Origin of the sequence: Thalassolituus sp. (assembly GCF_034111725.1) — a bacterium.
Lineage (GTDB): Bacteria > Pseudomonadota > Gammaproteobacteria > Pseudomonadales > Oceanobacteraceae > Thalassolituus.
This window is the reverse complement of sequence record NZ_JAWUWR010000081.1, coordinates 1-16,132: the sequence shown is the minus strand read 5'-3', so window position 1 is coordinate 16,132 and position 16,132 is coordinate 1. Positions and strand designations below refer to the sequence as shown.

Here is a 16,132-nt window from a genome sequence, read left to right as displayed (position 1 = left end):
AGCTTTAACTCTGTCATTCAGAGACACCAAAGCCCGGCATGGCCGGGCTTTGGTTTACAACAACCGAGTGTTATAGCGTACGTGCGATTTCACGCACATCGAACACTTCGATCTGATCGCCAGGGCGAACGTCTTGGTAGTTCTTCACGCCGATACCACATTCCATGCCGTTACGTACTTCTTGTACATCGTCTTTATAACGACGTAGCGATTCCAATTCGCCTTCATACACAACTACGTTGTCACGTAGAACACGGATTTTCTTGTTACGATAGATAGTACCATCCGTCACCATACAGCCAGCAATCTGACCGAACTTAGGTGAGTTAAATACATCACGCACTTCCGCAATACCGGTAATTTCTTCACGCAACTCAGGTGCCAACAAACCAGCCATAGCTTGTTTAACATCATCAAGCAGATCGTAAATTACGCTGTAATAACGCATATCAATGCCGCTGTTTTCAACGATACGCTTCGCTGCATTATCAGCACGTACGTTAAAACCAAACACCACTGCGCTCGAAGCAACGGCGAGGGTTACGTCAGTTTCAGTGATACCACCGACACCAGACGAAACAACATTCACTTTAACTTCACTAGTACCTAGCTTCTGCAAGGAACTAATCAAGGCCTCTAGCGACCCACGAACGTCTGCTTTTAGCACCACGTTCAGGCTTTCAACTTTGTCGGCACCCATACCACTGAACAAGGCATCCAACTTAGCAGCTTGCTGGCGCTGTTGAACAATCTCTTTCATGCGAGATTCGCGGAATTCAGCTACTTCACGTGCCTTCTTCTCACTTTCAACAACCATAAAGTTGTCACCCGCTTCAGGCGTGCCGTTCAATCCCAAAATTTCTACTGGGATTGATGGACCGGCTTCAGCAGTTTGTTCGCCATTCTCGTCCAATAATGCACGAGCGCGACCATAGCAAGTACCCGCTAAAACGATGTCGCCTTTCTTCAGCATACCGTTCTGTACCAACAGAGTAGCTACTGGACCGCGGCCTTTATCAAGACGCGATTCAACAACAACACCTTGGCCTGGGCCTGTAAAGTGCGCTTTCAATTCTAGAATTTCAGCTTGCAGTAAAACGGCTTCTAACAATTCGTCGATGCCCATACCGGTATGCGCTGATACTGGAATGAATGGCACAGTACCGCCCCAGTCTTCTGGCAATACATCGCGACCGGCCAGTTCGCTCTTTACGCGTTCTGGATCGGCGCTCTCTTTATCCATTTTGTTGATCGCAACAACAATCGGCACGCCAGCCGCTTTCGCATGCTGAACGGCTTCTTCTGTTTGTGGCATCACGCCGTCATCGGCGGCAACAACAAGAATAACAACGTCAGTTGATTGAGCACCACGAGCACGCATAGAGGTAAACGCCGCGTGTCCTGGAGTATCCAAGAAGGACACCATGCCGTGATCAGTTTCAACGTGGTAAGCACCAATATGCTGGGTAATACCGCCCGCTTCGCCGTGTACAACACGGGTACGACGAATGTAATCCAATAATGACGTTTTACCATGGTCAACGTGACCCATTACCGTTACGACAGGAGCGCGAGGTAACTCGTCACCGCTGTAGTTAACCGATTCAGTTACGGCTACTTCTAAAGCGTTATCAGCAATTAACTTAGAAACAGTGTGACCCATATCTTCAACCACTAAGGTTGCAGTGTCTTGATCAAGCGTTTGGTTAATGGTCGCCATAACGCCCATCTTCATCAGCACTTTGATCACTTCACCGGCTTTAACCGACATCTTAGATGCCAGATCGCCAACCGTAATTGCTTCTGGTAATTCAACTTCTTTCACAACCGGTGCGGTAGGACGCGTAAATGCGTGCTCATTATTCGCATTTTGGTTATGACGTGAAGATGAACTACGGTTGCTCTTAAGCTTAGTTTTAGCACGACGCGGACGATTCTTGTCTTGGCTGCCACCGTCGTTGAAACGACTTTCTGGCTTATCATCAACACGTTTCTTTTCGCCGCCCTTGGCTTTTTTACGTGATTCTTCCAAACGCTGTTGAGCAAGTTCGGCTTCGGCACGCTTCTGCGCTGCATCTTCAGGTGCAGGCGCTTTTTCTTTCGCTTTAACTTTCGCTTTCGCTACTGGCTCTGATGCTTTCGTCGCTGGCTCAGCCGCTACTGGCTTATCAGCAACTACTGGAGCTGCTGTTGTTTTAGCATCTTCTGCTGCCTTTTCTACGGCCAATACTGCTGCTTTCGCTGCGGCTTGTGCTTCTGATGCTAAACGCGCTTCGTCTTCTAAGCGCGCTTTTTCAACTGCAGGATCGACTTCATCACGCTTCATGTAAGTGCGCTTCTTGCGAACCTCAATAGAGACCGCTTTTTTGCCGCCCTGACCCGTTTTTAACGTGGTCGTTACTTTACGCTTCAAAGTGATTTTTTTAGGTTCACCTGATTCTTCGCCGTGGCTCTTTTTCAGAAACAGCAACAGTGACTGCTTCTGCTCGTCTGAAACCTTTTGGTTTTCAGCCGTCTGTGGCAACCCCGCTTCTTTCATCTGGGACAATAAGCGCTGTGCGCTAGTCCCTACCACGTCGGCGAGTTCTTTTACCGTTACTTCAGCCATACGTATCTCCTATGCCGAGCGAGTGATTAGTCGTTGCCTTCGAACCAAGGCGCGCGTGCTGTCATGATCAGCTTCGCAGCCTGTTCTTCAGTCATCGCCTCAATATCCAGCAGGTCATCGATGGATTGCTCGGCAAGATCTTCCATCGTACAAATGCCTTTACTGGCAAGTACCAACGCTAAATGCTTATCCATACCTTCCATTGTAAGAAGGTCTTCTGCAGGCTCTGCAGATTCCAATTTTTCTTCAGAAGCAATTGCTTGAGTCAGCAGCACATCTTTTGCGCGATTACGCAATTCAGTAACAACGTCTTCATCTAAGCCATCAATGGAGAGCATCTCTTCCATTGGTACATAAGCAATTTCTTCTAAAGTGGTGAAGCCTTCTTCAACCAACAAAGTGGCGAAGTCTTCATCCAAATCCAGCACATTGATGAAGTTATCGATGAAACCAGAGGCTTCTTCGTTTTGCTTCTCAGAGGCTTGCTCTTCGGTCATGACGTTGATTTCCCAGCCAGTCAGCTCGGATGCCAAACGCACATTTTGACCGCCACGGCCGATGGCTTGCGCCAAGTTATCGGCAGCCACTGCAACGTCCATACTGTTCGTTTCTTCATCCATAATGATGGAAGTAACGTCAGCAGGTGCCATCGCATTGATAACCAACTGCGCTGGGTTGTCGTCCCAAAGGACAATATCTATACGCTCATTACCACCAAGTTCATTGGTAACAGCTTGCACACGACCACCGCGCATACCAACACAAGCACCGACTGGGTCGATACGTTTATCGTTAGATTTAACAGCGATTTTGGCGCGTGAACCTGGATCACGAGCAGCACCTTTAATTTCAATCACTTCTTCAGCGATTTCAGGCACTTCAATACGGAACAATTCGATTAACATGGCCGGCACTGTGCGGCTTAACATTAATTGAGGACCACGATTTTCTGGGCGAACAGAATGCAAAATGGCGCGAACACGATCGCCCATGCGCATAATTTCGCGACCAATTAAATGTTCTTTTGGTAATAGGCCTTCGGCGTTATTACCCAAATCAACAATCACGTTATCGCGTGTTACTTTTTTCACGGTGCCGTGAATCAGTTCACCTTCGCGATGCTGGTATTGTTCAACAATTTGCGCACGTTCAGCTTCACGTACTTTCTGTACGATAATTTGCTTTGCCGCTTGGGCAGCAATACGGCCGAAATCTGGATTATCCACAAGAGTTTCGTAGGTATCACCAGGTTGCAGATTTATATCAATTTCGTGTGCTTCCTGCAGGGTCAATTCATCACCCAATCCAGGAACTACATCATTACTAACCACTAACCAACTACGGAATGTTTCGTAATCGCCGGTTTTACGGTCAATATCAACGCGGATGGTAGCGTCTTCATCGTCATAACGCTTCTTGGCAGCCGCTGCCAGGGCCGATTCAATTGCTTCAAAAATAATTTCTTTTGAAACGCCCTTCTCATTGGATACCGCTTCCGCGACCAGGAGAATTTCTTTGCTCATCTTCTAGCCTCGCTCTGCAACCTTAGTCCTTGAATTGTGGAACAACATTAGCTTTATCGATTAGTTCGATAGGTAGCAAATATTCATGATCGTCTACACGCATCACGATATCTTGCTCTTCGATACCAACCAACTGACCTTTAAATTTACGACGGCCATCAAACGGCATACGCAGGCGCACATCAATAATGTGACCTGTATAAGCAACGTATTGCTCTATTGTGAACAGTGGACGATCCATACCAGGAGATGATACCTCTAGGGTATATTCCTGCGTAATAGGATCTTCAACATCCAAGACGCTACTAATTTGCCGACTGACGCTCGCGCAATGATCAACGTTAATGCCATCTTCGTGATCAATAAAAACACGCAACAGCGAATGACGGCCCTGAGCTGAAAACTCAAGTCCCCAGTAGACAAAACCCATAGATTCGACCACCGGGCCAATCATTTCTGTTAACTGTGTATCTTTTGACAAGCCTAACTCCTGCGGGAGAAATTCTCTCCCAACACAAACAAAAACTGGGCAACATGTGCCCAGTCCGCTACTGCTTTTACGCAGACTGAAGCCCGCTTAACGCAGACTTCTGTGACGTTTCACCGCTATCCGGTTTTTTGAGTCACCGGGAAGTGCATTTACTAAAAAGCCCCTGACTGGAGGGGCTCTTTGATATGCTCTTCAAAGCTGGCGCATTATAGGCGTATTAAACAAAAAAAGCGAACTAGGTTCGCCTTTTTAGAATAATTGGTGCGGATGGCGAGACTCGAACTCGCACAAGCTATGCTCACCACCCCCTCAAGATGGCGTGTCTACCAATTCCACCACATCCGCACTGCAATCCTGCTAGACGATTACTTCGTCTGTTCAGGCGTCTCTACTTCCGGCGCCTCGCCAGATACTGATGCGTCTAATTCCGGCGCATCAACAGACGGCGCGTATTCTTCCACAACAGGGGTATCTTGCTCAAGTGTTTCTATCACTTCTTGGCTTGGAATACCTAAATCAGATGCTTTTGTTGCATGCTGCTTAGCAAATACAGCTAAGCCCAAGCTCGTCACAAAAAATGCGGTCGCTAGGATCGCAGTTGAGCGGCTTAAAAAGTTACCGGAACCTTGGCTACCAAACACGGTTTGCGATGCACCACTGCCAAAAGAAGCACCTGCGTCCGCACCTTTACCTTGCTGAATCATCACAAAAAAGACGATACCAAGCGCCAATACAATGTGAACGATTAAAATAATTTGTTCCATAACCTACCTATTTATCGTTATCGAGTTTTATTTAGCTCGACAAATTCCAAGAAATTCATTGGCATCCAACGAGGCACCGCCGACCAATCCACCATCAATATCCGGTTGGGAGAATAACTCCGCCGCATTAGCAGCTTTTACGCTGCCGCCATACAAAATCTGTGTTTTATTCGCAATATCAGCATTACGCTGCTGCAACAAGCTACGAATATAGCGATGCATCGCTTGTGCTTGTTCTGGCGTTGCTGTTTCACCCGTGCCGATTGCCCATACTGGCTCATACGCCAACACAACCGACTGCCATTGCTCATCTGATAATTCATCAAGTAGCAAACGCAATTGCGCTTCAACCACTTCACGCTCATGACCACCTTGGCGCTCTTCTAGCGTCTCGCCGATGCACACAACCGCAGTCATACCTTGCTCAAGTACACGCAATGTCTTCAACAAAACAATTTTATCTGTTTCGCCGAACAGGCTGCGTCGCTCAGAATGCCCAACCAGTACCATAGCAACCTGAAATTCAGATAACATCGATACCGCAACTTCGCCCGTAAACGCGCCACTTTGTTCTAGGCTGCAAGTTTGTGCACCCAAACCGATTGGCGCTTCGGCGATGGTACTTTGAGCCAAGGCTAAGTAAGGGAATGGCGGAAAAACAGCCACATCACACGTGTCGATCGCGGCATCACGGATCGCGGACAGCAAATGCTCAGTCATGGCGACAGAGGCATTCATTTTCCAGTTACCGGCTACCAGTAAACGACGCATGGGGTCCCCTCAAAATTCAAAGAGCGCAGATACTATCTAAGATGCCCCTCATAGACAAGCCAGAGCCGCTAATTGGAGCATCTTAGGGTGAAAGTAGTTAGGCTAATGCCCGCTCAACCACTTCTGCCAACTCTTGTGCTAACAATTGGGTAACCACTGGATCTTCCCCTTCGACCATAACGCGAACCAACGGCTCAGTGCCTGAAGGGCGCAATAATACGCGCCCGCGACTGGCTAGCTTTTTCTCAGTAGAAGCAATCGCTGCCTGAATCGTTGCATCGCTCATCACATCAATATTGCGACTGCGATGCACGTTGATCATGGTTTGTGGCATTTTACTCATACGTTTTTGCCACTCGTGCAAACCAATTCCGGTATCACGTAATGCCAGCAACACCTGCAACGCTGAAACAATACCATCACCCGTGCTATTCGAATCCAAGCACAATAAGTGACCGGATGATTCACCACCATAACGCCAACCATTTTCTGCTAGCATTTGCATGACGTAGCGATCACCGACTTTCGCACGCAAGAACTCAACACCTTGCTCTTTTAGGGCTAATTCAAGACCTAGGTTACTCATTTGCGTACCAACCACACCGCCTTTTAAACGGCCTTGCTCTTGAGCATGAGTAGCTACAATAAACAGCAATTGATCGCCATCGACTAACTCACCCAGATGATCGACCATCATAACGCGATCACCATCACCATCGAAGGCAATACCAAGGTCGGCTTTTTCTTCCAATACCTTAGCGCGCAACCCTTCTGGCGACGTTGAACCGACACCATCGTTGATATTCATGCCATTGGGCTGATTACCAATCGTGATAACAGTAGCCCCTAATTCAGAAAATACGGCCGGTGCAATTTGATAAGTAGCACCATGGCTGCAATCCAGCACCACGCGTAGGCCGCGTAAATTGAGGGAGTTCACTGTGCCTTTGCAAAATTCGATATATCGACCCGCCGCATCATTGATACGCACGGCCTTGCCCAATTTATCCGACTCGACACAGTCCATCGGCAAATCAAGGTAGGACTCAATTTGTAATTCAGTTTCGTCTGGCAATTTAGTGCCGTCACCCGAAAAAAACTTAATACCATTATCGTAATAAGGATTGTGCGAGGCACTGATCACAATACCGGCTTGCGCACGGAAAGTCCGGGTTAAATAGGCAATACCTGGCGTTGGAATAGGCCCCAATAAACCGACATCAACGCCAGCCGCCGAAAGCCCAGCTTCTAAAGCAGACTCAAACATATAGCCGGAAATTCGCGTGTCTTTACCAATTAAAATGCGGCTTTTGCCTTGCTGCGCAAACACCTTACCCGCAGCCCATCCCAGATGCATAATAAATTGCGGAGTAATCGGCGCAACGCCAACTCGACCGCGAACGCCATCTGTACCAAAATACTTTCTACTCATTGCCCTCTCCTAGAGTGGCTTGCAATACACTGACAGCATCGGCTGTCGCTTTTACGTTATGCACACGAATAATCCGCGCACCTTTTAATACACACAACAACGCTGCTGCTGCACTACCAATATCCCGATCTTCTGGACTAGAATGTCCACCAATAGCTGCAGCAATCATGCGCTTGCGCGACAATCCAGTAAGCAGTGGATAACCAAGCGCTGTAATCTTTTCTAATTGATTAAGCAGCTGATAATTATGCTCATAGGTCTTAGCAAAGCCAAAACCGGGATCTATTAAAATACGATCCTTACTAATCCCAGCCTGCTCACACTCATCTGCACGTTGCTGCAAAAAATCAGCAACATCACTCACCACATCATCGTAATGGGGATTATTTTGCATATTCGTTGGCTCACCCACCATATGCATTAAACACACCGGTAAACCACTGGCAACGGCCGCCGCTAACGCACCATCACGACGAAAAGAACGCACATCATTAATTATGTGCACTCCAGCCGCTGCGCTTTCACGCATCACAGCGGCGCTACTAGTATCAACCGATATGGCAACATCAAATTCACGAGCAATCGCTTCTATCACGGGAATTACGCGCTGCAATTCCTCGGTCGTCGTAACCGGTTCGGCTCCCGGACGAGTAGATTCGCCACCGACATCGATAATCGCCGCACCATCAGCGATCATTTGCTCAACATGTCGTAACGCTTGCTCAGGGTGAACAAACAAACCACCGTCAGAAAACGAATCAGGGGTAACGTTTAAAATACCCATTATTCGCGGCGCTGATAAATCCAGCTGCCGCTGGCCACACTGTAAGCGCAATGTATCGTCCTTCTTGAATTAGCTAATTCGAATAGTTAAGGTGACTTATACAATCGAAGCCAACAAAAAAGGCGGCTTAAAAGCCGCCTTCTTCAGCCAACAACTACTTAGCTTTGCTCACTCGCCGGATCACCGACCGAATCATCGTCTTCTTTAGCCATATCGCGACTTGCCTCTGCAGGAGCAGACGGACCGGAACCCGTATCTGTCCATGATTTAGGCGGACGAGGCTTGCGCCCTTCCATGATGTCGTCGATTTGGTCAGCATCAATGGTTTCATATTCCATCAAAGCATCTTTCATCATCTCTAACTTCTCGCGATTTTCCTCAAGAATCTTCACCGAACGTTGATAACACGTGTCGAGAAGATTTCGGACTTCTGCATCAATGATACGCGCCGTATCATCAGACAGGTGAGACATCTGACCGCCACCCGCGCTACCCAAATAACTGTTTTGCTCATCTTCGCTATACAACTGAGCACCTAGTTTGTCGGATAGGCCCCACTTGGTAACGTAATTACGAGCGTATTTCGTTGCACGTTCAATATCGTTAGAGGCACCAGTTGTCACCCCGTCTTTGCCTAACGTCATCTCTTCAGCAATACGACCGCCGTACAAAGAACAAATATTGCTTTCGATACCACGTTTACTGATTGAGTGACGATCTTCTTCCGGTAAGAACATAGTCACACCAAGGGCGCGGCCACGAGGAATAATCGACACTTTATAAACCGGGTCATGCTCAGGCACGATACGACCAACAATGGCATGACCTGCTTCGTGATACGCCGTGTTGGTTTTCTCTTTTTCCGACATGACCATGGTTTTGCGCTCGGCCCCCATAAGGATCTTGTCTTTTGCTTGTTCAAATTCTTCCATACCAACGGTGTTGCGGTTGGCACGAGCAGCAAACAAAGACGCTTCGTTAACCAAGTTGGCTAAATCTGCACCCGAAAAGCCTGGCGTGCCACGTGCCAATACAGAGGCATTAACATCATCACCAATCGGCACTTTACGCATATGTACTTTCAATATTTGTTCGCGGCCACGAATATCCGGTAAGCCTACAACTACTTGACGGTCAAAACGACCAGGGCGCAACAACGCAGGGTCTAGAACATCAGGACGGTTAGTGGCGGCAATAACAATGATGCCGTCGTTAACTTCAAAACCATCCATCTCAACCAACAATTGGTTCAGTGTTTGTTCACGTTCATCGTTACCACCGCCCATGCCGACACCACGTGAGCGGCCTACGGCATCGATTTCGTCGATAAAAATAATGCAAGGTGCTTGCTTCTTAGCTTGTTCAAACATGTCACGCACACGAGATGCACCGACACCAACGAACATCTCTACGAAATCTGAACCCGAGATAGAGAAGAAAGGAACGCGCGCTTCACCAGCAATCGCTTTTGCCAACAAGGTTTTACCTGTACCCGGTTGTCCCGCCATCAATACACCACGTGGAATCCGACCACCAAGACGCTGGTACTTGCCGGGATCGCGTAAAAATTCTACCAATTCTTTTACATCTTCTTTGGCTTCATCACAGCCAGCAACATCATCAAATGTCGTTTTAATCTGATCTTCGCTCAGCAACTTAGCCTTGCTTTTACCAAAGGCCATTGGGCCACCGCGTCCAGAACCACCGCCCTGCATTTGACGCATGAAGATCATAAACACGGCAATAATGATGAGAATCGGCAACGACGCCAATAAGAGTTGCGACAAGAAACCTTGCTTCTCTGGCTTTTCGCCGACAACGTCAACATTATTTGCCAACAAGGTATCCATCAGCTTGTCATCAAAGGCTGGTAAAACAGTCTCAAAACGCTGATCCGTCGATTTCTGTTTGCCCGTGATGGACTGACCAGAAATGGTGACAGATTGAACCTGACCATTTTGGACGGCTTTCATGAAATCAGAATACGACAGCTCAGTTCCGCGAGTCGTTGGGTTAAAGCTTTGAAATACCATCATTAAGACAGCAGCTATAACTACCCACAATATGAAATTCTTTGCCATGCGCGGCACCACCTCTTTAGTCTGGCTGGAACAGCCCCAGCCGATTTATTGCCCTTAGCTTAGCAAGCATTCGCTAAGGACGGAAACCTTTACCCACAATGTACACCTCACGCGAACGTGGGCGCGATGCTTTCGGTTTACGAATCAACACTTTTGTAAAACAAGAGCGAACATCCGTAAGGTATTCATCAAATCCTTCACCTTGAAACACTTTGGCAACAAAAGTGCCATTGGGCTTCAAAACCTGACGCGCCATATCGAGCGCAAGCTCTACTAAATACATAGCGCCTGGTTGGTCAATGGAGGCCATACCACTCATATTGGGTGCCATATCAGAAATTACAAGGTCCACAGGGCGGTCATTAATCGCCGTTAATAACTCAGCAAAAACCTCATCTGTGGTGAAATCCCCCTGAATAAAGGTTACATCAGCGATAGCATCCATCGGTAGGATATCCGACGCGATCACTAACCCCTTATCACCAAGGCGCTGTGCGACTACCTGCGACCAACCGCCAGGAGCCGATCCTAGGTCAATTACGGTCATGCCCGGGCGCAACAACTGATCGCGGTCATCTAATTCTATTAACTTATAACTGGCACGTGTGCGGTAACCATCTTGCTGAGCTTTTTGCACATAAATATCGTCCATATGCTCTTTTAGCCAGTCTGCACTCGTTTTTGATCGCGCCATAGCGGTGTTTGCTCCAGGGTCAGGTATACTATCGGGCCGTAGCGGCCCCGACGTCGCAACAGGATTCTAACACCGAACCACATAGCGACCGAATCGATATGGCTATAAGCAACGAACAACGTAAAGCATACCGGGCCATTGGCCACCAGTTAAACCCGATTGTGACCATCGCCAGCAATGGTCTGACGGAAGGTGTCATCGAGGAACTTAATCGTGCTCTAAACGACCACGAACTGATTAAAATCAAAGTTTCTGTTGGTGACCGCGAATTAAAGAAAGAAGTGATTGCCGAAGTACTAAAAATTTCGAAAGCAGAATTGGTACAACAAATTGGTAACACGGCGTTACTCATACGTCGTAATCCAAAGGCAAAACCGAATCTTTCGAATTTAAAACGCTTATAAAATATTGCTGTTACAATTATCAGCATTAACGAGGTGAGCGCTGGTGCGGCGCATCCCTCATTTTAGGACAACTTCCAGCACTGACGGCAATGAGTGTTGGAACCCCGTTCAGTTCGGGGGATAATGCATTAAAAATAAAGGTTTCCTATCGTCATGTCTCAGATTGTTATTTCCGGCTCAGGCCTATTCATTCCGCCTTACACCGTCACCAACGATGAATTAGTTGATGCATACAACAGCTATGTCAATCGCTTCAATGACGAGCATGCGGGACAAATCGAGATGGGCAAAGTAGAAGCCTTGCCAACATCAAGTAGCGAATTTATTGAAAAAGCATCTGGTATCAAATCACGCTATGCCATGCATAAAGAAGGCATGTTAGATCCAACGGTGATGCACCCGCGCTTCAAACCAAGCTTTGAAGGCGATGAACCAGAATGCGTGACGATGGGGATTGCCGCAGCAAAAGAAGCGATGGCACAAGCGGGTAAAACTGCCGCCGACATCGATATGCTGATTGTGGCAACCACCAATCACCAACGCGCTTATCCTTCAATTGCCGTTGAAATTCAGGAAAAACTAGGAATTAAAGGTTTTGCGTACGATATGGGAATTGCCTGTTCCTCAGCAACCTTTGGTTTGATCTCAGCTTACGCATCGGTAAAAGCGGGACTGGCGAAATGTGCCATCGTAGTAAATCCAGAATTCACCACACCACAAGTCAATCTAAAGTCGCGCGATAGCCACTTTATTTTTGGTGATGTTGCTACTGCTGTGATTATTGAGTCTGAAGAAACCTGCACTTCAGATAGCGCTTTCCGTATTTTAAATACCAAGCAATTTACTCAATTTTCCGACAATATTCGCTGCGACGGCAACTATACCGACCATTGCTTCGATAATTTGCCAGAAGATCGTGCGTTTTTCAGCCAACAAGGCAAGCGCGTATTTAAAGAGCTACTACCTCTAGTCACTAACTTTATTTCTGAGCAACTCGCTGAAAACCACTTAGACGCTAGCCAACTCAAACGCATGTGGTTACACCAAGCTAACCTAACTATGAACATGTTTGCGGCTAAGAAATTATTAGGCCGTATGCCCGAGCCGGAAGAAACCCCCATTGTGCTGGATGAATTTGCCAACACCGCTTCATCAGGCTCAGTGATTGCCTTCCATCGAAACAAGGCGGATATCCAAAAAGGTGAGAAAGGCTTGATCTGCTCATTTGGTGCTGGGTATTCAATCGGTAGTTTACTAGTAGAAAAAGTTTGATCCATAAGTCGATCAATGTCCCAATTTAGGGGCATTTTTCGCAGACATTCTAGACATAAGTAAAATAAACCTTTCAACCTGTAAAAAACTTGTCAAAATCCGCGCTCTCAATCACCTCAGGAGATGTCGCTGTGGGGCAAATTATCCAAACTGAAATGACCGAATTGGTCACACCTGATATGGCCAACTTTTCTGGCAATATGCACGGTGGCGAATTACTTAAGCTCCTCGATAAAGTTGCCTATACCTGCGCAATGCGTTTTAGCGGTCAATACGCTGTAACCCTGTCGGTCGATAACGTACTCTTCAAACAACCAATTCATATTGGTGAAATGATCACCTTTCTTGCGACTATTAACTACACCGGTCGTACTTCAATGGAAATTGGTATCAAAGTGATCGCAGAAGACATTCGCCAAAAAACAGTAAGGCATACGCATACCTGTTATTTCACGATGGTGGCGATGGACGAGAACAATACGCCAACACCAGTCCCGGAATTAGAACTTAAAGACGAAACTCAAATTCGTCGCTACAACAAGGCAGTTAAACGTCGCCAAGCGCGTCAGCGTCTACAAGAAATGATGAAGGTCATTGAGCGCGACGATGGTTCAGATTTAGATGACCTACCTATGGTGCGCTGCCCTTAAACTTGCCTAAGATGCTAGTCGTTGCCAACCTTGTCTATGAGTTCCGACCAAATAGCCCTGCCAACAGCGTTAAAATGAATCATGGTTTCGATCATGTTTTGGCGACTAGCACTATTGATCATTTCCCCCGGTAAACGGGGGTCATAAGCAATTTCGTGCAATACTTTATCACCGATCAAGAATGACTCTCGGGCTGCGTCCTGCAAATTTTTCGACGCATAATCGTCAAGCCACGAGAGCACTATTTGCCCCCTTCAATGTCAACTTCCATATTGAACACCACGCACTCGTTTCGGTGCCTTACTGGCAACTACCTAGACTACATCGCTTATTGCAACAGCATAAAGCGGTGCCAAATCCTCCGTCATATTGGCAAGTAATGCGTTTAGCCGCATCCAATAAATAAGCGACTAGCAAATAAACTCGCTCAAAAATCTCAATAAAAAAGCCCGCATAGCGGGCTTTTTTATTCAACACATCAACATTAGATATGCTGTACTTCTTCGATTTCGTACTCGACTGTGCCACTCGGAATCGTCACTGTCACAACATCGCCTTCCTCTTTACCAATCAAGGCACGCGCAATTGGAGAAGAAACAGAAATACGATTCGCTTTAATATCCGCTTCATCTTCACCCACAATGCGATACACCACAGAGGCATCAGTCGCACAGTTGATAATGGTGATAGTAGTACCAAACAAAACCTTACCACTGTGAGGAATCGATTTAATATCAATTACCTGAGCGTTAGACAGCTTGCCTTCGATATCCTGAATACGCCCTTCGATAAAACCTTGCTGCTCACGCGCAGCATGATATTCGGCGTTTTCTTTTAAATCACCATGCTCACGAGCTTCAGCAATTGAAGCGATAACCCGTGGACGATCAATCGTCTTCAGACGTTGTAGCTCGGCACGCAATGTTGCTTCGCCTTCAACTGTCATGGGATATTTCTGCATTGTGCTCTCCCTTTAAAATATCGCAGCAACCATCAAACGATGGTTGCATGCAGCTCTTGTAAACGATGGACTTCTTTCAAGCCATCAGAACGCAGACCTTCTACAACCGCTTCAGCACCAGCCAATGTGGTGGTGTAGTAAACCTTGTGTTGTAGTGCGCTGCGGCGAATATCCGCAGAGTCTGCAATTGCTTGTGAACCATCAGTGGTATTCACGATTAATGCGATTTCATCATTTTTAATCATGTCGACAATGTGTGGACGACCTTCGGTCACTTTATTCACACGGCTACACTCAACACCAGCAGCCTTCAGCACACGACATGTACCATCGGTACAAATCAGAGAAAAACCACGTTCGATAAAGCCTTTAGCGACTTCAACCACACCCGCTTTATCTGCATCACGCACCGATATAAAGACGCGACCAGTGTTTGGCAAGCTTGCGCTAGCACCCAACTGTGCTTTGAAGAAAGCTTCGCCGAAGGTCTTACCAACGCCCATCACTTCACCGGTCGATTTCATTTCAGGGCCGAGGATTGGATCCACGCCTTGGAACTTATTGAACGGGAACACCGCTTCTTTTACTGAGAAGTAAGGCGGCACGATTTCTTTGGTAAAGCCCAATTCTTTCAAAGTCTTGCCCATCATTACTTTCGCAGCAATAGCTGCTAATGACAGACCAATACACTTCGACACGAACGGCACAGTACGTGATGCACGAGGGTTAACCTCAATCACATAAATCTCACCGTCCTGCCAAGCCAACTGAGTATTCATCAAACCAACGACACCCAATTCCAATGCCATAGCAGCAACCTGCTTACGCATTTCGTCTTGAACATCAGCTGGTAGGCTATACGGGGGCAAAGAACACGCAGAGTCACCAGAGTGAATGCCCGCTTGCTCGATGTGCTGCATGATGCCACCGATCACGACTTGCTCGCCGTCGCAAATAGCGTCGATGTCGACTTCCACTGCGCGATTCAAGAAGTAATCCAACAACACTGGCGATTCATTTGATACTTTCACAGCTTCGGTCATGTAACGACGCAACGAGGCTTCGTTATTGACGATTTCCATGGCACGGCCACCCAGTACATAGGACGGACGAACAACCAATGGATAGCCGATCTCAGCAGCCTTAATAACGGCTTGATCTGCTGACGTTACCGTCGCGTTAACCGGCTGCTTCAAACCTAAGCGTTGAATCATTTGCTGGAAACGCTCACGATCTTCTGCACGGTCAATCGACTCTGGAGACGTACCAATGATAGGTACACCATCAGCTTCTAGTTCTTCGGCTAATTTCAACGGCGTTTGACCACCGTACTGAACAATTACGCCTTTCGGTTTTTCTTTATCAACAATTTCAAGCACGTCCTCTAAGGTAACAGGCTCAAAATATAGACGATCAGAAGTATCGTAATCAGTAGATACCGTTTCAGGGTTGCAGTTCACCATGATGGCTTCGTACCCTTCTTCCTTCGCTGCCAATGCTGCGTGTACACAGCAATAGTCGAATTCAATACCTTGACCAATACGGTTAGGACCGCCACCCAGTACGATGATTTTTTCGCGATCCGTTGGATTCGATTCACACTCTTCTTCGTACGTTGAGTACATGTAAGCAGTGTCAGTGGCGAATTCAGCCGCACAAGTATCCACACGCTTATAAACTGGGCGAATACCCATTTTT

16 protein-coding genes and 1 tRNA gene are annotated in these 16,132 nt (G+C 47.1%); 4 read left to right on the top strand and 13 right to left on the bottom strand.

Features of this window, described 5'->3' with window-relative positions; translation table 11 throughout:
* Positions 1-70 precede the first annotated feature (70 nt).
* From infB to rlmE, 10 genes are all read right to left on the bottom strand, one after another.
* Positions 71-2,608: a translation initiation factor IF-2 gene (infB, locus tag UXZ23_RS14000; protein WP_320821177.1), complete on the bottom strand. Its 2,538-nt coding sequence runs from the start codon at positions 2,606-2,608 to the stop codon at positions 71-73.
* A 26-nt stretch (positions 2,609-2,634) separates the two neighbouring features.
* Entirely contained in the window at positions 2,635-4,131 is a 1,497-nt protein-coding gene (nusA, locus tag UXZ23_RS13995) for a transcription termination factor NusA (protein WP_320821176.1), read from the bottom strand.
* A 22-nt stretch (positions 4,132-4,153) separates the two neighbouring features.
* Positions 4,154-4,612, bottom strand: coding sequence for a ribosome maturation factor RimP (gene rimP / locus UXZ23_RS13990; protein ID WP_320821175.1), 459 nt, complete (start codon positions 4,610-4,612; stop codon positions 4,154-4,156).
* A gap of 268 nt (positions 4,613-4,880) precedes the next feature.
* Positions 4,881-4,966, bottom strand: a tRNA-Leu gene (locus UXZ23_RS13985).
* A 20-nt stretch (positions 4,967-4,986) separates the two neighbouring features.
* Positions 4,987-5,385 carry a preprotein translocase subunit SecG gene (gene secG, locus UXZ23_RS13980; RefSeq protein WP_015487832.1) on the bottom strand — a complete coding sequence of 133 codons (399 nt, stop codon included), beginning with the start codon at positions 5,383-5,385 and terminating at the stop codon, positions 4,987-4,989.
* Positions 5,386-5,412: 27 nt separating this feature from the next.
* Positions 5,413-6,156 (bottom strand): triose-phosphate isomerase, encoded by a 744-nt coding sequence (gene tpiA, locus UXZ23_RS13975; RefSeq protein ID WP_320821174.1) that lies wholly within the window; start codon positions 6,154-6,156, stop codon positions 5,413-5,415.
* Between the two features lie 97 nt (positions 6,157-6,253).
* The gene (glmM, locus tag UXZ23_RS13970) at positions 6,254-7,588 is read right to left on the bottom strand and encodes a phosphoglucosamine mutase (RefSeq protein WP_320821173.1); all 1,335 of its coding nucleotides are present in this window, start codon (positions 7,586-7,588) and stop codon (positions 6,254-6,256) included.
* Positions 7,581-8,423: a dihydropteroate synthase gene (gene folP, locus UXZ23_RS13965; RefSeq protein ID WP_320821172.1), complete on the bottom strand. Its 843-nt coding sequence runs from the start codon at positions 8,421-8,423 to the stop codon at positions 7,581-7,583. Before folP ends, glmM begins: the two co-directional genes overlap by 8 nt.
* A 107-nt stretch (positions 8,424-8,530) precedes the next feature.
* A complete protein-coding gene (gene ftsH, locus UXZ23_RS13960; RefSeq protein WP_320821171.1) occupies positions 8,531-10,453 on the bottom strand; it encodes an ATP-dependent zinc metalloprotease FtsH in 1,923 nt (640 codons plus the stop codon).
* Positions 10,454-10,526: 73 nt separating this feature from the next.
* Complete coding sequence (gene rlmE / locus UXZ23_RS13955) at positions 10,527-11,147, bottom strand: 23S rRNA (uridine(2552)-2'-O)-methyltransferase RlmE (RefSeq protein WP_320821170.1); 621 nt, start codon at positions 11,145-11,147, stop codon at positions 10,527-10,529.
* A gap of 98 nt (positions 11,148-11,245) precedes the next feature.
* Here rlmE and UXZ23_RS13950 point away from each other — a divergent pair, with 98 nt between their 5' ends.
* The 3 genes from UXZ23_RS13950 (at position 11,246) to UXZ23_RS13940 (ending at position 13,473) form a co-directional block, all read left to right on the top strand.
* Positions 11,246-11,551, top strand: coding sequence for a YhbY family RNA-binding protein (locus UXZ23_RS13950; protein WP_320821169.1), 306 nt, complete (start codon positions 11,246-11,248; stop codon positions 11,549-11,551).
* 153 nt (positions 11,552-11,704) lie between these two features.
* Positions 11,705-12,823, top strand: a complete 1,119-nt coding sequence (locus UXZ23_RS13945; RefSeq protein ID WP_320821168.1) for a beta-ketoacyl-ACP synthase III — start codon at positions 11,705-11,707, stop codon at positions 12,821-12,823.
* A gap of 155 nt (positions 12,824-12,978) precedes the next feature.
* Positions 12,979-13,473 (top strand): acyl-CoA thioesterase, encoded by a 495-nt coding sequence (locus UXZ23_RS13940; protein ID WP_320821278.1) that lies wholly within the window; start codon positions 12,979-12,981, stop codon positions 13,471-13,473.
* Positions 13,474-13,487: 14 nt separating this feature from the next.
* Here UXZ23_RS13940 and UXZ23_RS13935 read toward each other — a convergent pair whose 3' ends face one another.
* Positions 13,488-13,715 (bottom strand): hypothetical protein, encoded by a 228-nt coding sequence (locus tag UXZ23_RS13935; RefSeq protein WP_320821167.1) that lies wholly within the window; start codon positions 13,713-13,715, stop codon positions 13,488-13,490.
* Between UXZ23_RS13935 and UXZ23_RS15645 the strand changes: the two genes are divergently transcribed.
* Positions 13,655-13,879, top strand: a complete 225-nt coding sequence (locus UXZ23_RS15645; RefSeq protein ID WP_414491477.1) for a fatty acid desaturase — start codon at positions 13,655-13,657, stop codon at positions 13,877-13,879. The two genes, UXZ23_RS13935 and UXZ23_RS15645, sit on opposite strands and share 61 nt — an antisense overlap.
* A gap of 78 nt (positions 13,880-13,957) precedes the next feature.
* Here UXZ23_RS15645 and greA read toward each other — a convergent pair whose 3' ends face one another.
* Both greA and carB read right to left on the bottom strand, forming a co-directional pair.
* On the bottom strand, positions 13,958-14,434 hold the full coding sequence (greA, locus tag UXZ23_RS13930; protein WP_320821166.1) for a transcription elongation factor GreA: 477 nt from the start codon (positions 14,432-14,434) through the stop codon (positions 13,958-13,960).
* Positions 14,435-14,466: 32 nt separating this feature from the next.
* On the bottom strand, positions 14,467-16,132 hold a 1,666-nt coding region (carB, locus tag UXZ23_RS13925; protein WP_320821165.1), incomplete at its 5' end, for a carbamoyl-phosphate synthase large subunit.